This is a genomic window from Pistricoccus aurantiacus, assembly GCF_007954585.1.
Lineage (GTDB): Bacteria > Pseudomonadota > Gammaproteobacteria > Pseudomonadales > Halomonadaceae > Pistricoccus > Pistricoccus aurantiacus.
The window spans coordinates 58,158-71,973 of the sequence record NZ_CP042382.1; the positions used below are offsets into that span (position 1 = coordinate 58,158).

Annotated in this window: 15 protein-coding genes; 12 read left to right on the top strand and 3 right to left on the bottom strand. The window is 60.5% G+C overall.

Annotation, left to right across the window (positions count from 1 at the left end; all coding sequences use genetic code 11):
* Positions 1–68 precede the first annotated feature (68 nt).
* Positions 69–1,340 carry an IS701 family transposase gene (locus FGL86_RS00245; RefSeq protein WP_246131690.1) on the bottom strand — a complete coding sequence of 424 codons (1,272 nt, stop codon included), beginning with the start codon at positions 1,338–1,340 and terminating at the stop codon, positions 69–71.
* 203 nt (positions 1,341–1,543) lie between these two features.
* Between FGL86_RS00245 and FGL86_RS00250 the strand changes: the two genes are divergently transcribed.
* The 12 genes from FGL86_RS00250 (at position 1,544) to FGL86_RS00305 (ending at position 11,251) form a co-directional block, all read left to right on the top strand.
* Entirely contained in the window at positions 1,544–1,900 is a 357-nt protein-coding gene (locus FGL86_RS00250; RefSeq protein WP_147182722.1) for a YHS domain-containing protein, read from the top strand.
* Positions 1,893–2,246, top strand: a complete 354-nt coding sequence (locus tag FGL86_RS00255) for a DUF5676 family membrane protein (protein WP_147182723.1) — start codon at positions 1,893–1,895, stop codon at positions 2,244–2,246. The genes FGL86_RS00250 and FGL86_RS00255 overlap by 8 nt, the downstream gene beginning before the upstream one ends.
* A 3-nt stretch (positions 2,247–2,249) precedes the next feature.
* Entirely contained in the window at positions 2,250–2,789 is a 540-nt protein-coding gene (locus FGL86_RS00260; protein ID WP_246131691.1) for a methyltransferase family protein, read from the top strand.
* A gap of 291 nt (positions 2,790–3,080) precedes the next feature.
* Positions 3,081–3,539: a hypothetical protein gene (locus tag FGL86_RS00265; protein WP_147182724.1), complete on the top strand. Its 459-nt coding sequence runs from the start codon at positions 3,081–3,083 to the stop codon at positions 3,537–3,539.
* A gap of 191 nt (positions 3,540–3,730) precedes the next feature.
* A complete protein-coding gene (locus FGL86_RS00270) occupies positions 3,731–3,985 on the top strand; it encodes an SHOCT domain-containing protein (RefSeq protein WP_222433774.1) in 255 nt (84 codons plus the stop codon).
* Positions 3,986–4,033: 48 nt separating this feature from the next.
* Entirely contained in the window at positions 4,034–6,250 is a 2,217-nt protein-coding gene (locus tag FGL86_RS00275; protein ID WP_147182725.1) for a copper-transporting P-type ATPase, read from the top strand.
* 2 nt (positions 6,251–6,252) lie between these two features.
* Positions 6,253–7,971, top strand: coding sequence for a DUF3141 domain-containing protein (locus FGL86_RS00280; protein ID WP_147182726.1), 1,719 nt, complete (start codon positions 6,253–6,255; stop codon positions 7,969–7,971).
* Positions 7,964–8,299: a cation transporter gene (locus FGL86_RS00285; protein WP_246131692.1), complete on the top strand. Its 336-nt coding sequence runs from the start codon at positions 7,964–7,966 to the stop codon at positions 8,297–8,299. Before FGL86_RS00280 ends, FGL86_RS00285 begins: the two co-directional genes overlap by 8 nt.
* Before the next feature lie 81 nt (positions 8,300–8,380).
* Positions 8,381–8,707 carry an SHOCT domain-containing protein gene (locus FGL86_RS00290; RefSeq protein ID WP_147182728.1) on the top strand — a complete coding sequence of 109 codons (327 nt, stop codon included), beginning with the start codon at positions 8,381–8,383 and terminating at the stop codon, positions 8,705–8,707.
* An 83-nt stretch (positions 8,708–8,790) separates the two neighbouring features.
* Positions 8,791–9,867 carry a YncE family protein gene (locus FGL86_RS00295; RefSeq protein WP_147182729.1) on the top strand — a complete coding sequence of 359 codons (1,077 nt, stop codon included), beginning with the start codon at positions 8,791–8,793 and terminating at the stop codon, positions 9,865–9,867.
* Between the two features lie 86 nt (positions 9,868–9,953).
* A complete protein-coding gene (locus FGL86_RS00300) occupies positions 9,954–10,313 on the top strand; it encodes a hypothetical protein (protein WP_147182730.1) in 360 nt (119 codons plus the stop codon).
* 134 nt (positions 10,314–10,447) lie between these two features.
* Entirely contained in the window at positions 10,448–11,251 is an 804-nt protein-coding gene (locus FGL86_RS00305) for an SDR family NAD(P)-dependent oxidoreductase (protein WP_147182731.1), read from the top strand.
* A 48-nt stretch (positions 11,252–11,299) separates the two neighbouring features.
* Here FGL86_RS00305 and FGL86_RS00310 read toward each other — a convergent pair whose 3' ends face one another.
* Both FGL86_RS00310 and FGL86_RS00315 read right to left on the bottom strand, forming a co-directional pair.
* Positions 11,300–12,847, bottom strand: coding sequence for an ATP-binding cassette domain-containing protein (locus FGL86_RS00310; RefSeq protein WP_147182732.1), 1,548 nt, complete (start codon positions 12,845–12,847; stop codon positions 11,300–11,302).
* Entirely contained in the window at positions 12,844–13,803 is a 960-nt protein-coding gene (locus FGL86_RS00315; RefSeq protein ID WP_147182733.1) for an ABC transporter permease, read from the bottom strand. Before FGL86_RS00315 ends, FGL86_RS00310 begins: the two co-directional genes overlap by 4 nt.
* Positions 13,804–13,816: the final 13 nt, after the last annotated feature.

A 13,816-nucleotide genomic window follows, 5' to 3' on the forward strand; every position in this document is an offset into this window, starting at 1 on the left:
AACGCCATCGGCTATGCAAGATCGTCATGAGACCTTGGGCCAGGTGCCAGCGCAGCGTGGTGATGGAATCACGCACGTGGCGCTGGGCGCGTTGTACGACCCCGAGGGCAGCACCCTTTGGGTAAGGTAGGTGCCGAGAATCGCTTGATTTTTTTTTGATCACGAGAGGACAAGCGTTCAGCGACCAGAAAGCCGTACGCGGCGATGCAGAGGCTGGCGTGATGGTGGAAACCGCGCCAGTTGCGTCCCTCATAGTGATCCAGACCGAACTCCTGCTTGAGTTCCTGATAGTCGCGCTCGATTCGCCAACGCGCCTTGGCGGTGGCCACCAGCATCGTCAATGGCATATCCGCTGGCTGGTTGCTCAACCAATACTTCGCCGGCTCACCGGCCCCTCGAGGCCATTCGATCAGCAGCCATTCCGGTTCACGATACTGCATGCCCCGCGCCACTCGTACGCGAACGGCGGCGAAGCGGGACGTCAACAGTCGGTTGCTACCCTCCCGCCACGTCACGTCCTGGTAGTCGGTGGCGTCCAGCGAGTGGGCCAGGGCCTCCGCCGAAACCGGGTGATGATCCGTGGTCTGTTGCCAGCGGGTAGGCGGTCGCCCCATTCCTGACCATTGAGGTGGCAGGGGCTCGGTACCGGGCGCCCAGACGCTGAGATCGTCGCGAATGCCCACGCAGTAGGTCAGGCTCCACGCCGCGAGCTTTTCTCGCCACGCCGTGACCTTGCCGTAGGCGGCATCCGCCAGCACGATGCCAGCATCCAGCGTCTCACGAACCTGCTGCAAGGCGATCTCCGGCTTGGTGGCAAAGGTGACATCGGATGGGACACCGGCGCAGTGACAGCGGTCCGAATCATCCGTCCACGAGGCCGGTAAGTAGAGGCGCCACGCCACCGGCAGGCTGGCCTGCTCTGTAGCGACCGACAAACTGACGGCGACCTGGCAGTTGTCCTGCTTGCCGATCTCGCCACAGTACTGACGACTGACGCCCACCGAATGCCGACCCTTCTTGCGAATGCTGGTGTCGTCGATGATCCAATAGGGCGTCGTGCCAGGCAGCAGGTGGGGCAAGACCCACTGCGCCACCCCAGTCAGCAGCGCGCGATCCGACCACGGCGCCTTGGCCACCAAGTGATGGAGGGCCTGGTGGCGTGCCTGGACATGTTCCGGATCGACACTGGCGGCAATCGGCTCGATGCTCTTGCGGGGCAGCGGCAGCATCAGGCCATAACAGTAGTCCTTGAAGCTCGGCACGCGGTCGGCATGGCCCAGCTTGGGGGCCAGCTCGTCCAGGTAGGCATTGAAGCGGTCGTGAAGGGGATGATGAGGCATCGGCATCACCGTTAACCTGAGGTCGACACCGCATCATCATAACAAGCCATTTTATGACACAGTAGTACTAGCTATTGACAAGGATCAAGAGAAGCCCATTTGTACCCTTTTCCGCTTGTCCCTTGGGTGACCCATAGGTTCTAGCCTGAACATAAGCTCGCTTGTACAACACCGCACGAGGCTAAGGGTAAAGGAGAAAAGTGATGAACGAACTGGTGTATTTCATGCTCTGGGCAGGAATCATCTTCCTGATGATGCGCTTTGGTTGCGGCGCTCATGTGATGGGCCATGGGCGCGGTAAAGCCAAGCATGGCAAGGGGGCGCCGGAGCATCAGTCGTCCACCGAAGAGCTGCTCTGGATTCCGCCAGCCAACGACGTGGACCCCGTGTGCGGCGAAACCGTCAGCACCGAAAAAGCCAAGCCAAGCGTCCACGACGGCCATGTCTATTACTTTTGCTCGCGTGACTGCCGTGAACGCTTCGAGGCCGCCCCTGAGCAATATCTCGCCGGTGATGAAACCAAGCATCCGCCTGCCCAACCGGAGAACGAGCATGCCTGACGTCGATACTGCTTCGAGCGCCAAGTCCCAGCCGCGTTATGGCACACCCTTGCCGGTTCAAGCCGTGCCTCGGGTTCCGGTGATCGCCTTGGGGATGAGCCTGGGGCTGTTCCTGGCCGTGACCTTCATCCTGTGCGTGGGTTTCGGCCTGCTGTTTCCCGACCGGGCGATGTATGAGAGCTGGTTGCGCCTGTTGCCTGGCTTCACCTGGCTGAGCTGGCCAAGTTTCTTCCTGGGCTTGGCGGAAAGCTTCGGTTACGGCTGGTACGTGGCGTTGGTCTTTGGCCCCCTCTACAACTTCTTTGCCACACGCCTCTTGGCCAAACACCTCAAGCGACGTGCCTAAGCCATGAACGAATCCATCAATCATACCGGGACCTGGGGCCTTGCGCTGATCGTCATCGTCTTGGTGTCCTGGTTCTTCTATCGCTATTTCGCCCCGAAGAACTGGCGCGAATGGGCCGGTGCCGGCGCGGTGCAGGCCTTCATCATCGCGCTCTACGCCGAGATGTATGGCTTTCCACTGACCATCTACCTGCTGGTGCGTTTCTTCGGCCTGGATAGCGACTATGTCAGCGCCAGTCTCTGGTCGACGCTGGTGGGGCTGGGAGAAACCGGCATGCTGATCTCCATGCTGCTCGGTTACGGCCTGGCGTTTACCGGCATCGGGATATTCATCCAAGGCTGGCGGCAAGTGTACAAGGCGCGACGCGAGGACCATCTGGTGACCGGCGGACTGTATGCCCTCGTACGCCATCCCCAATACACCGGTTTGTTCGTCGCCTTGTTCGGCGAAGGCGTGGTGCATTGGCCAACGCTCTTCTCGGTCGGTCTGTTTCCGGTGATCGTACTTGCCTATGTCTGGCTGGCCCACCGCGAGGAAAAGTAGATGCTGGCCCGGTTCGGCGACGCCTACCGTGCCTATCAGCACCGGGTACCGATGTTTATACCTCGCTGGGGTCAGTGGCGGGAACTGGCGGATACCTCGCGATAAGCCGAGGTTTCACTGATGCTTACGCAATTAATACCCAGAAAAGGCCGAACGCACTGTAACGCTTAGCACGCTGAACCGTCTATTGGGTTACCAAGAACATTGCTAGCGGCACGGACGCTTCCGTAGAACATGTGTTTGAAATCTGATTTTTAAAATTGAGAGTTGAAATTCAAGTGGGAGACAACGATGCAAGTCGAAACATTGAGCGACGTCCTGGATTGGACGAAAGCGATCCACACCAACCTGGCGGATTGCCTGAACCACTGTGGCGAGGGCACCGAGAGTGAACGGCTCAAGATGCTGCTGGATTATCTCGCCCATCATGAACGGGAACTCAGCCGCGTTCTCGAACTGACCAAGCAGCATGCCACCCCGGCGGCACTCAATACCTGGTGTTATGAATATTTCGAGAAGTATCCGGTCAAGCCCCACGAGGAATGCCACGCCGAGTTTCGCGATATGGATACGCGCCAAGTTGTCGCCACCCTGCTCGCCGCGCATGAAAAGATCATTGGTTTATATCGCTACTTGCATTCGCGTGCCGAAGTGACCTCGACCCGCGAGCTGCTCGAGCAGCTCATGGAGCTCGAAGAACACGAAGCCATGCGTATCGCTCGTGACACGGCAAGGATGGAGGACTTGTGATACCCCCTCAAGCTTCTCATCTCAAGGCAAGCGTTCAGCGTTGATTCAGTTCTACTGCATAGGCTGACAGTTGACCGGGGTCAAGCGTGGCATGCATCCAGGACGTCCTAGCTTGACCCTTGGGTAACCCATAGGTTTTAGCCTGATATCAGGACTTGTCGATAGGGTTACCACAAGAAGGAGATCCAACTATGTGGGGAAATATGATGGCGCATATGGGGAACTACGGCTGGGGGCACATGCTTTTTGGCGGACTCATGATGGTGCTGTTCTGGGGCACCGTCATTGCCTTGGCGGTTTTTCTGGTGCGCGGCTTGGTTCGAGGCCGGGACAATGCCATTTCTCACCAGCGACCAACCGCGCTTGAACTTCTGCAAGAGCGCTACGCTCGAGGCGAAATCGACCAGCAGGAATACGAGCAACGCAAGCGCGATCTTATGCATTGATGCTGTTGTAGTCTGCGTCAATGCGCTCACCAGAAGAGGGGCTACCTAATGATACAGCACGAGCACTGCCATCACACTGATCGTGATGAAGTCGTCGCGTCGGTGCGCGGCGGCAAGTACGACAAGGTGCCCGCCGGGCATGTCGGCGCCGTCTACACCTGCCCGATGCACCCCGAGGTGCGGCAGACCAAGCACGGTGCCTGCCCGCTGTGTGGCATGGGGCTGGAGCTGGAATCGACGGCGGTCGACGACGAGGGGCCGAATCCCGAGCTGGTGGATTTCACCCGCCGTTTCTGGGTCGCGGCCGTTCTCACGCTCCCGGTGCTGGTGCTGGCGATGTCGCCCTACCTGGGCATTACGGCGATCCGCGACTTCTTCGGTGAACGGGGCGCGATGTGGCTCGAACTGGCGCTCAGCACCCCGGTGATCCTGTGGTCGGGCTGGCCGTTCTTCGTGCGCGGCTGGAACTCGTTTCGCACCATGAACCTCAACATGTTCAGCCTGATCGCCATGGGGGTCGGCGCGGCCTTTGTCTTCTCGACCATCGCGGTGCTGGCGCCGGGCATCTTCCCCGAGGGCTTTCGCCGGGAGGACGGCACCGTCGGGGTCTATTTCGAGGCCGCGGCGGTCATCGTCGCCCTGGTGCTGCTGGGCCAGGTGATGGAGCTGCGCGCCCGGGAAGGCACCGGCAAGGCGATCCGCGCGCTGCTGGACATGGCCGCCAAGACCGCCCGGGTGATCCGCCCCGATGGCAGCGAAGAAGAGATCCCGCTGGAAGACGTGCAGGTGGGCGATCGCCTGCGGGTGCGCCCCGGCGACAAGGTACCGGTGGACGGCGTGGTGGTCGAGGGCCGCTCTTCCATCGACGAATCGATGATCTCCGGCGAGCCAATTCCGGTGGAAAAAACCAAGGACGATAAGGTCACCGGGGCCACCATCAACGGCACCGGGAGTCTGATCATGGAGGCCACCCGGGTCGGTGCCGATACCATGCTCAGCCAGATCGTCGAGATGGTGGCGAATGCCCAGCGCTCGCGGGCGCCGATCCAGAAATTCGCCGACAAGGTGGCGGGCAAGTTCGTCCCGGCGGTGATCCTCATCGCGATCATTTCCTTTGTTTCCTGGGCGATCTGGGGACCGGCCCCGGCGATGGCCTACGGGCTGGTCTCGGCGGTGGCGGTGCTGATCATCGCCTGCCCCTGCGCCCTGGGGCTCGCCACGCCGATGTCGATCATGACGGCCACCGGGCGTGGCGCGCAGGCGGGCGTGCTGATCAAGAACGCCGAGGCGCTGGAGCGTTTCGCCAAGGTCGATACGCTGATGGTCGACAAGACCGGCACCCTGACCGAAGGCAAGCCCAAGCTCGTTGCCGTACTCCCCGAAGAGGGCCATGACGAGGCCGAGGTGCTGCGCCTGGCCGCGACGCTAGAAAAGGGCTCCGAGCACCCGCTGGCCGAGGCCATCGTCGCCGGCGCCGAGGCGCGCGGCGTCACGCTGGGCAAGGCCGATGATTTCGAGGCCGTGACTGGCATGGGCGTCAAGGGCGTGGTCGACGGCAAGCCGGTGGCGCTGGGCAATGCCAGGTTGATGGCCGAACTGGGCCTCGACGGCGGCAAGCTGGCGGACACCGCCAATGCCCGCCGGGACGAGGGCGAGACGGTAATGTTCGTGGTGCTCGACGGCGCCATCGCCGGCCTGGTCAGCGTCGCCGACCCGGTGAAGGCAACCACGCCCGACGCCCTCAAGGCGCTGCACAAACTCGGCTTTCGCATCCTCATGGCCACCGGCGACAACGAGCGCACCGCGAAAGCGGTGGCCGGGCGCCTGGGCATCGACGAGATCCGCGCCGACGTGCTGCCCGAGGACAAGGCCCGCATCATCAAGGAGCTGCAGGCCGAAGGCCGCAAGGTCGCCATGGCGGGCGACGGGGTCAACGACGCCCCCGCGCTGGCCCAAGCCGATGTCGGCATCGCCATGGGCACCGGCGCCGACGTGGCGATCGAAAGCGCGAGTTTCACGCTAGTCCAGGGCAATCTCGACGGCATCGTGCGCGCCCGCAAACTGTCGCTGGCCACCATGCGCAACATCAAGCAGAACCTGTTCTTCGCGCTGATCTATAACGGAGCCGGCGTGCCGATCGCGGCTGGGGTTCTTTATCCGTTCCTCGGCATCCTTATCTCGCCGATGTTCGCCGCCTTCGCGATGACCGCGTCGTCCCTGTCGGTGGTCCTGAACGCGTTGCGACTGCGCCGGGTGAGGATCTGATCATGAATGATGTGACGTCTTTTCCGCCGATGGAGCTGCTCGCCCACCAGACCGACCTGTGGCGGCGCGGCGTGCGCTACCTAGATACCCTACGCGAGCGCGCCGACAACATGCTCGAGCATGAACGGGCCGGCAAGCCACCGCTGCTCGACTTCGACTACGAGACGATACTGGACGGCCGCCGACTGGAGCGCCCCGCCAACTACGCCCTGCTGCGCATCACCCGGGTCGGCGAGGAGTGCCTGGAAAACTGCCTCGACGAGACCCAGCCGCCGGTGATGGTCGTCGACCCCCGCGCCGGCCATGGCCCGGGCATCGGCGGTTTCAAACAAGACTCCGAAGTGGGCATGGCGCTGCACGAAGGGCACCCGGTCTACTTCGTGATCTTCTTCCCCGAGCCCATGCCCGGCCAGACGCTGGAGGATGTGCAGCACGTCCTGCGACGCTTCGTCGAGACGCTGGCCGAGCGCCATCCCGGCAAGCCGCCGGTGCTCTACGGCAACTGCCAGGCGGGCTGGGCCATCACGCTGCTCTCGGCTGATTGCGAGGGCCTGGTCGGACCGGCGGTGCTCAACGGCTCGCCGCTGTCCTACTGGTCCGGCGAGTCCGGGGTCAATCCCATGCGCCTCGCCGGCGGGCTGCTGGGTGGCGCCTGGATGGCGCATCTGCTGGCGGATCTGGGGGACGGACGCTTCGACGGCGCCCATCTGGCGACCAACTTCGAGAGCCTCAAGCCGGCCAACACCTTGTGGCAGAAGGACTACCAGCTGTTCGCCGACATCGACGGCCAGCGCGAGCGGTTCCTGGAATTCGAGCGCTGGTGGACCGGCTTCTATAGCCTGAGCAAGGACGAGATCACCGCCATCGTCGGGAATCTCTTTGTCGGTAACCAGCTGGAACGTGGCGAGTTTGAAATCTGTCCCGGCTGTACCGTCGACCTCACGCGCATCCGCAACCCCCTGGTGATCTTCGCCTCCAGCGGCGACAACATCACCCCACCGCACCAGGCGCTCAACTGGATCCCGGCGGTGTACCCGGACACCGAGGCACTCAAGGCCGCCGGCCAGCGCATCGTCTATCTGCTCAACCCCCACGTGGGCCATCTGGGCATCTTCGTTTCCGCCAAGGTCGCACGGCTGGAGCACCGGGCGATACTCGAGAGCGTCTCGGAGCTCAATGACCTTGCCCCCGGGCTCTACGAGATGAAGATCGATAATCCCACCGGCGACCCAGACTGTCACAAGCCGCAGTTCCAGGTGCGTTTTGAGGAACGTCGCGTGGAAGATCTGGATTACCCCGACCAGACGCCGGCGTTCGAGCAGGTAAAAGCCCTCTCCAAGCACAACGTGGCCCTCTACGAGACCTTCGTCGGCCCCTGGGTGCGGCTGGTCACCACTCCCTGGTCGGCCGAGATGCTGCGTCAACTGCATTCGGCCCGAACCGACCGGCTGATGTTCTCGGAGCGCTTCGCGCCCTGGATGGGCGGCGTGAAGTGGCTGGTCGAAAGGGTGGAGACCACACCAACGCCGGTCGATAGCAGCAGCCCCTACCGGCAATGGGAAACATTGATGAGCGATGCGATCGCCTCGAACCTGGAACTGGCCGGCACGGTGCGCGATGGCTTCAGCGAGCTGCTTTTCACCGGACTCTATGGCTGGGCATGGCCCAATGGCGAGAAACGCTTACCGATCAGCAAAAGACAGGAGATCCGTCATGCATAGCGAACACCGTCTCGGCGTCAAGGAGGTCAACCTGGTCACGCGAAAGCTGAAGCTCGAACCCAGCGATCACCAGGATCTACAGCAGGCGATCGAGGAAATCGATCGGCTTTACGGTCTCGATAGCGTGTCGTTGGATGACCGCAAGCGAATGCTTCACCTGGCCTATGACGCCTCACGACTCTGTATCGAGGGTATCGAAAAGATCCTGACCAGGCATTCGATCGAGATCAGCCATGGCTGGTGGAACCGCTACAAGAAAGACCACTACCGATTCGTCGACCAAAACATCAAGGACAATGCCGCCAAGGAACCCTGGAGCTGTCATTAGACAGCGTCTTGGCGAGTAAGAGTTGTACCGGGGATAAAGGGGTTAGCCCCGCCTCGGGTCGATACATAAGGGAGATTCGACATGAAGCGCTTGTGGTTGTCCGTTGGCACGCTGTTGCTTGGCCTTCCCGTGGTTTTTCCGGCGCAGGCCGAGCCTTATGGCGACTCCTTCTGGCACCCTGCCTGGGGCTGGGGACATATGTTCTTCGGCGGTCTCATGATGATCGTCTTCTGGGGAGGCCTCATCGCCCTGGTAGTGCTGCTGGTTCGATGGTTGAGCCGTAACGATACATCGGCGTCGGATCCTTCGCGACGTCCAACCCCCTTGGAAATCCTGCAGGAGCGCTACGCCCGCGGCGAGATAGACAAGCAGGAATACGAAGAGCGTAAGAAGGATCTTTCGCGCTGAGCGTCAGGCAATTTGCAAAGCGATGTGGCGTCTGGAAGGCAAAAAGCGAGTTTTCGGTCATGATTCTTAGGAGTGATATTGGCATGAAGAGATTCGAACGTACCCGACTGTTGCGCGCCATGGCCGGTCTTGCCGTTGCAAGCTTGGCCATGCCGCTCATGGCCGATGAATCGAGCGCCTATATTCCGTTGGGTAACGCAGATCAAGTTGCGATTATCGATACCGACAGCTATCAGGTAAGCGGCCAGGCCCAGGGAGTCGTCAACTCCCACGGGTCCGACCTGACGCCGGATGGCCGATTCCTGGTGGCCGGTAGCCTGACTCCCCGCGAGAGCGGGAAAACGCCGTCGAAGCCGGTGGGTGTCTCGGCGGACGAACACGCGGCGCACCATGGTGGCGGCGGTGATACGGCCGCCTCATCGAGTACCCCGGGCACGCTGTACCTGATTGACACCACAAGCAAGGAGGTCGTCCGCCAATTTGACGTGCCTGGCCCGGTTCATCATGTATTGGTGACCGCCGACGGGCGCTACGCCGTATCGACCCATCCCATGGGCGGCGGTATCAGCGTCGTTTCCCTGGAGAGCGGCGAGTTGGTCGCCAGCCTGGCGACGGGGCCGGCGCCGAACTACATGGTCCAGAATCCGCAGAATCGGTCCCTCTACGTCAGCAACTCCGGCAACGGGACGATCAGCGAGATCGATACCGAGAACTGGTTCGTCAGGAAAAACATGCGCTTGGAGGGTAGTCCCGAGCATATGGTGCTGGACAGTGAGCGTGGGCGGCTATACGCCAACGACGCGGCCGAGGGGCAAGCGGTCGCCCTCGATCTTGAATCCGGCGACGTGGTGGCGCAATACCCGATCGGATCGAAGCCTCACGGTATCGACCTGTCGGCGGATCTTGGCACCCTTTACGTCACCAGCCAGGGGGACAATCGCCTGGTAGCCGTGAGTCTTGCCGATGGCAGGATGCGAGAGAGGGAGCTTGCTCCGGCGCCTTATCATCTCGCTATCAGCCCGGTCGATGGAAAGCTGTTGATATCAAGTCGCGAGAAGCCCCAGCTCTGGGTGGTGGACCAGCGCACCCTGGATACTCTCGAAACGGTTCCACTCGCGGGGGTAGGCCACCAGATCGCCGTGGGGGAAACTACGAATTGAACACCGATTTCCTTGTAGCTGCCATTTGTTTGACTGCGACCAATCCTTTCACTTCAAGCTTTCAGCCTCGATTTAGGAAGCCCCGTATGGAGAGCATGGAGGTCGACGACCGATATCGAAAGGCCATGGTGCTGGGCATGCTGGAGCATCTGAAGCAGTGCGATGCCGATATCACCTATCGGCGTTCCTGCCATCGGCAACTGCACCTGGGTCTGCCCCAAGAGGCTCAAATTCATGAAGGCGATTGGACGAATCAAGCACATGCTGGCCAGGCATGGTGTTTGAGTTCGACGACGCCCCTCATTTCCTCGTTGATGCGGATGACACGCACGCCCGGGCGCCAGAGAATAAATATCCATTCTGGTCATATTCGCCACGCAGCCGACTGTCATAGCCCAGCACGTATGCCGACACTATTACTCAGCAAGTTGCAAACATTGCCGTGATACCGCTCCTTGCAAGGCTGGGGTTAGATTGCGGGGCACATTCGGCCCACTCGCTCAGCCCCTTAGCCCGACTCGTTCTTGACAAGACTTCCATGGTTTGCCGTGGAACCACAACAACACTGCGAGGTACAAAAATGGACAAGGCTCGCCTTGAAGGAAAGAATTGCCTGATCACAGGTGCTGCACGTGGCATGGGTGCTGCCGTTGCCGAACACTATGCCGCACAGGGCGCCAATATCTGCGTGGCCGACCTCAACCTCGAAGGCTGTGAGGGGGTCGTGGCGCGTATCAAGGAAAAGGGTGGAAAGGCCATCGCCGTGAAGCTGAACGTCACGGAGCGTGACCAGATGCGGGCGGCCGTGAAGGCCACTGTGGACGCCTTTGGCAGCCTCAACGTCATGATCAACAACGCCGGAATCAACAAGCCGCTGATGTTTCTCGACGTTACCGAAGAGAACTGGCACCAGATCATGGATATCAACGCCCTGGGCTGTCTCATCGGCATGCAGGAAGCTGCCAAGCAGATGATCAAGCAAGGCAAGGATGGAGGGCCCTACAAGATCATCAATGTCGGCTCGATCCTTTCACGACAGGCATTTGATGATGTCGTGCCCTATTCCTGCAGCAAGCATGCCGTTCTCGCCATGATCAACGGCGGGGCCAAGGCGCTTGTAGATCACAACATCACCGTCAATGGTTATGGTCCCGGCGTAGTGCGGACAGAATTGTGGGAGCAACTGGACAAGGATCTCGTCAGTATCGGAAAGTTCAAGAACCAAGGACAATCCATGGATGAGTTGGCAGAAAAAATGATTCTGATGAAACGTTACTCTTATCCGGAAGATGTGGTGGGAACGGCCTCCTTCCTCGCGAGCCCGGAGTCGGACTACATGACCGGGCAATTGCTGATGATCGATGGGGGCATGGTTATCCAGTAACTGAAATGGTCCAATCGCCGAATCTAGAAGGCGTCAGGAATCTGCCTTTCATCCCAACAGCTTGTCGGCTTTCTTCTGTGCCGATGTCAGCGCTTGTTTGATTGAGCACCGATCCGACAACACGTCATGAATCTCCTGGCCGGCGATGGTTATGATCGACGCCATGTGAGGAACGGGAGGGCGTGGCCAGGCCTGGAGGATGTTGTTACGAGCCATCTCGTCCACCACACCGATGACCGGCGACAGCGACGAGACCTCCGGGTCGCGACTGACGCTGAAGCGCGGCGTGACCAGGCTGCCGTTCATGATATAGAGCTTCGACAGGCTGGCGGAGGTCAGCGATTGCAGGGCCGCCCAGACAGCTTCCACGCGTTCCTCGGACAGATTGGATGGTATGGCCAGCGCATAGCCCCCGATCGGTGTGATGGGGAGGCCATGGTTCCCGACCGGGTGGGGAAGATAGCCGGTATTGCCCCAGGCCGGTGACTTCTGGTTGAGTTCAAACAGTGGGGCAAGCAGCGTGTAATTATAGGCCATGCAGGATTCACCCGAGGCATAAGATTGAGCACGCTCGTACCACGCCATGTTGAGGATGTTCGGTGGCGAATATTTCAGGATATCCAGCATGTATTCGCAGGCGCGAAAGGCCGCATCCGACTGGAACATCGGCCGGAGTTGCTCACCCGAAACATCCTGAAAGTCATACCCGCCCGGGATACGGCGAAGATTGATGATCGGTTGACCAAACTTCGCCATCAGGAAGGTGAAGGTATGGCCCAGCGGTGTGCCCCTGGCGGCGTTCCAGGCGATGCCGTACCGACCACTGCTGCGGCCGATCATCAGTTTGGTGACCTCGTCCTCGTTGGTATCGACGGTGTTCACAGTGCCGTTGTACTCACCGTCCCGAAGCACCGAGATCCGCTGCGAAAGATGAAAGATCTCGTCCATACGGTGGGAGATGTAGACGATGCCGACCCCCTGCTCACGCAGGGTATTGATGATGTCGTAGAGCACCGGCTTCTCGTGGTCGGTGAGCGACGCCGTCGGCTCATCGAAGACCACCACTTTAGGTGTGAACACCAGGGCGCGTGCAATCTCGACCATCTGCTTCTTGGCGATGGAGAGATCGCTCACCATGTCCTTCGAACTGAAGGAGCACTTCAGACGATCGAGGATTTCCGTACTTTCCCGGTGCAGGGTCTTCCAGTCGATCCGGTTCCCCCACTTCTTGGGTAGATTACCCAGGAAAATGTTCTCGGCCACGGACATATCCGGTACCAGTGACTGCTCCTGGTGGATCAGCACGATACCGCTCTGCTTGGCCTTCTTGGGATTGTCAAAGACCTTCTTTTTACCCTCGAGAAGAATCTTGCCGCCATTGGGCTTGTGCTTGCCGGCCAGCACCTTCATTAGCGTCGACTTGCCCGCTCCGTTTTCGCCCAGCAGTGCGTGGACCTCGCCGGCCCGGACATCGAAGCTGACCTTGTTGAGCGCGATCACTCCCGGGAATCTCTTGGTGATGTCCACCAGAGAAAGGATGGGGATTTCCTTGTGCCCAGGCGCCCCCGAGGTGTGTGTCACAGTTGCAGTGCTCATGCCTGCACCCCCTTGGAAGACTTGAGGTTGATCTTCTGGTCGATGATCAGCACCGTGATCAGGATCACCCCGAGGATGACCAGCACGTAGAAGGCGGGGACCTGCATCATGTTCATGCCGTTGCGCAGGATCCCAATGGCCAGCACGCCTCCCAGGGTGCCGGTGATGCTACCGTGGCCGCCGGTGAGCTTGGTGCCGCCGAGCACGACGGCGGTGATGGTCCAGAGTTCGTAGTCACGGCCGAGGTTGGGCGTCGAGGCGCCCATCTGGGTGGCCAGCAGGACACCGGCAAGGGCCGCGAAGAAGCCGACGATCATGAAGTTGATCATCATGTTGCGGCCGATCCGGATGCCGGCATCCAGGGCCGCCTCGGGATTGCCCCCCACGGCAAAGGTGTTGCGGCCATGACCGGTCTTCTTGAGCACCAGGTGCATTACCAGGGTGCAAAGCAGGAAGATGATGGCCAACACAGGGATGGGGCCGATGGTGCTGGCACCGAAGTCCGAGAAGGCGAAGTTGCTGGCGTAGAAGGACTGTTCCTCGGTATAGACGAAAATCAGCCCCCGCACTCCGATCATCGCGCCGAGTGTGACGATGAAGGCATTGACCCCGGTCTTCCAGACGAGCAGGCCATTGAGGGCACCCAGCACCACGCCCGTGGCAATGGCGGCCAGCACCGCCACGGTCAGGCCATAGTCCTGCAGGCCTACCGAGAGCGACGCCGCCAGCCCCAGCGTAGCTCCCACGGAGAGGTCAATGTTGCCGTTGATCATCACGTAGGTCATGCCCAGTGCGAGCAGCCCGATGGTGGAGGTCTGAACGAGGATATTCGTCAGGTTGCCCACGGACAGGAAGTAGTCGGACGTGAAACTGAAGAAAATGGTGACGGCGATGACGAAGACCCATATCGGCTGGATGAACGCACCACCGCTAATGAAACGCTTCATATCAATCATGGTGTTCACCCTA

What these genes read in the sequence shown, in the direction of transcription:
- FGL86_RS00245 (WP_246131690.1), bottom strand. Translation starts at nt 1,340, where the DNA reads ATGCCTCATCATCCCCTTCACGACCGCTTCAATGCCTACCTGGACGAG.
- FGL86_RS00250 (WP_147182722.1), top strand. Translation starts at nt 1,544, where the DNA reads ATGAACGAACTGGTGTATTTCATGCTCTGGGCAGGAATCATCTTCCTG.
- FGL86_RS00255 (WP_147182723.1), top strand. Translation starts at nt 1,893, where the DNA reads ATGCCTGACGTCGATACTGCTTCGAGCGCCAAGTCCCAGCCGCGTTAT.
- FGL86_RS00260 (WP_246131691.1), top strand. Translation starts at nt 2,250, where the DNA reads ATGAACGAATCCATCAATCATACCGGGACCTGGGGCCTTGCGCTGATC.
- FGL86_RS00265 (WP_147182724.1), top strand. Translation starts at nt 3,081, where the DNA reads ATGCAAGTCGAAACATTGAGCGACGTCCTGGATTGGACGAAAGCGATC.
- FGL86_RS00270 (WP_222433774.1), top strand. Translation starts at nt 3,731, where the DNA reads ATGTGGGGAAATATGATGGCGCATATGGGGAACTACGGCTGGGGGCAC.
- FGL86_RS00275 (WP_147182725.1), top strand. Translation starts at nt 4,034, where the DNA reads ATGATACAGCACGAGCACTGCCATCACACTGATCGTGATGAAGTCGTC.
- FGL86_RS00280 (WP_147182726.1), top strand. Translation starts at nt 6,253, where the DNA reads ATGAATGATGTGACGTCTTTTCCGCCGATGGAGCTGCTCGCCCACCAG.
- FGL86_RS00285 (WP_246131692.1), top strand. Translation starts at nt 7,964, where the DNA reads ATGCATAGCGAACACCGTCTCGGCGTCAAGGAGGTCAACCTGGTCACG.
- FGL86_RS00290 (WP_147182728.1), top strand. Translation starts at nt 8,381, where the DNA reads ATGAAGCGCTTGTGGTTGTCCGTTGGCACGCTGTTGCTTGGCCTTCCC.
- FGL86_RS00295 (WP_147182729.1), top strand. Translation starts at nt 8,791, where the DNA reads ATGAAGAGATTCGAACGTACCCGACTGTTGCGCGCCATGGCCGGTCTT.
- FGL86_RS00300 (WP_147182730.1), top strand. Translation starts at nt 9,954, where the DNA reads ATGGAGAGCATGGAGGTCGACGACCGATATCGAAAGGCCATGGTGCTG.
- FGL86_RS00305 (WP_147182731.1), top strand. Translation starts at nt 10,448, where the DNA reads ATGGACAAGGCTCGCCTTGAAGGAAAGAATTGCCTGATCACAGGTGCT.
- FGL86_RS00310 (WP_147182732.1), bottom strand. Translation starts at nt 12,847, where the DNA reads ATGAGCACTGCAACTGTGACACACACCTCGGGGGCGCCTGGGCACAAG.
- FGL86_RS00315 (WP_147182733.1), bottom strand. Translation starts at nt 13,803, where the DNA reads ATGATTGATATGAAGCGTTTCATTAGCGGTGGTGCGTTCATCCAGCCG.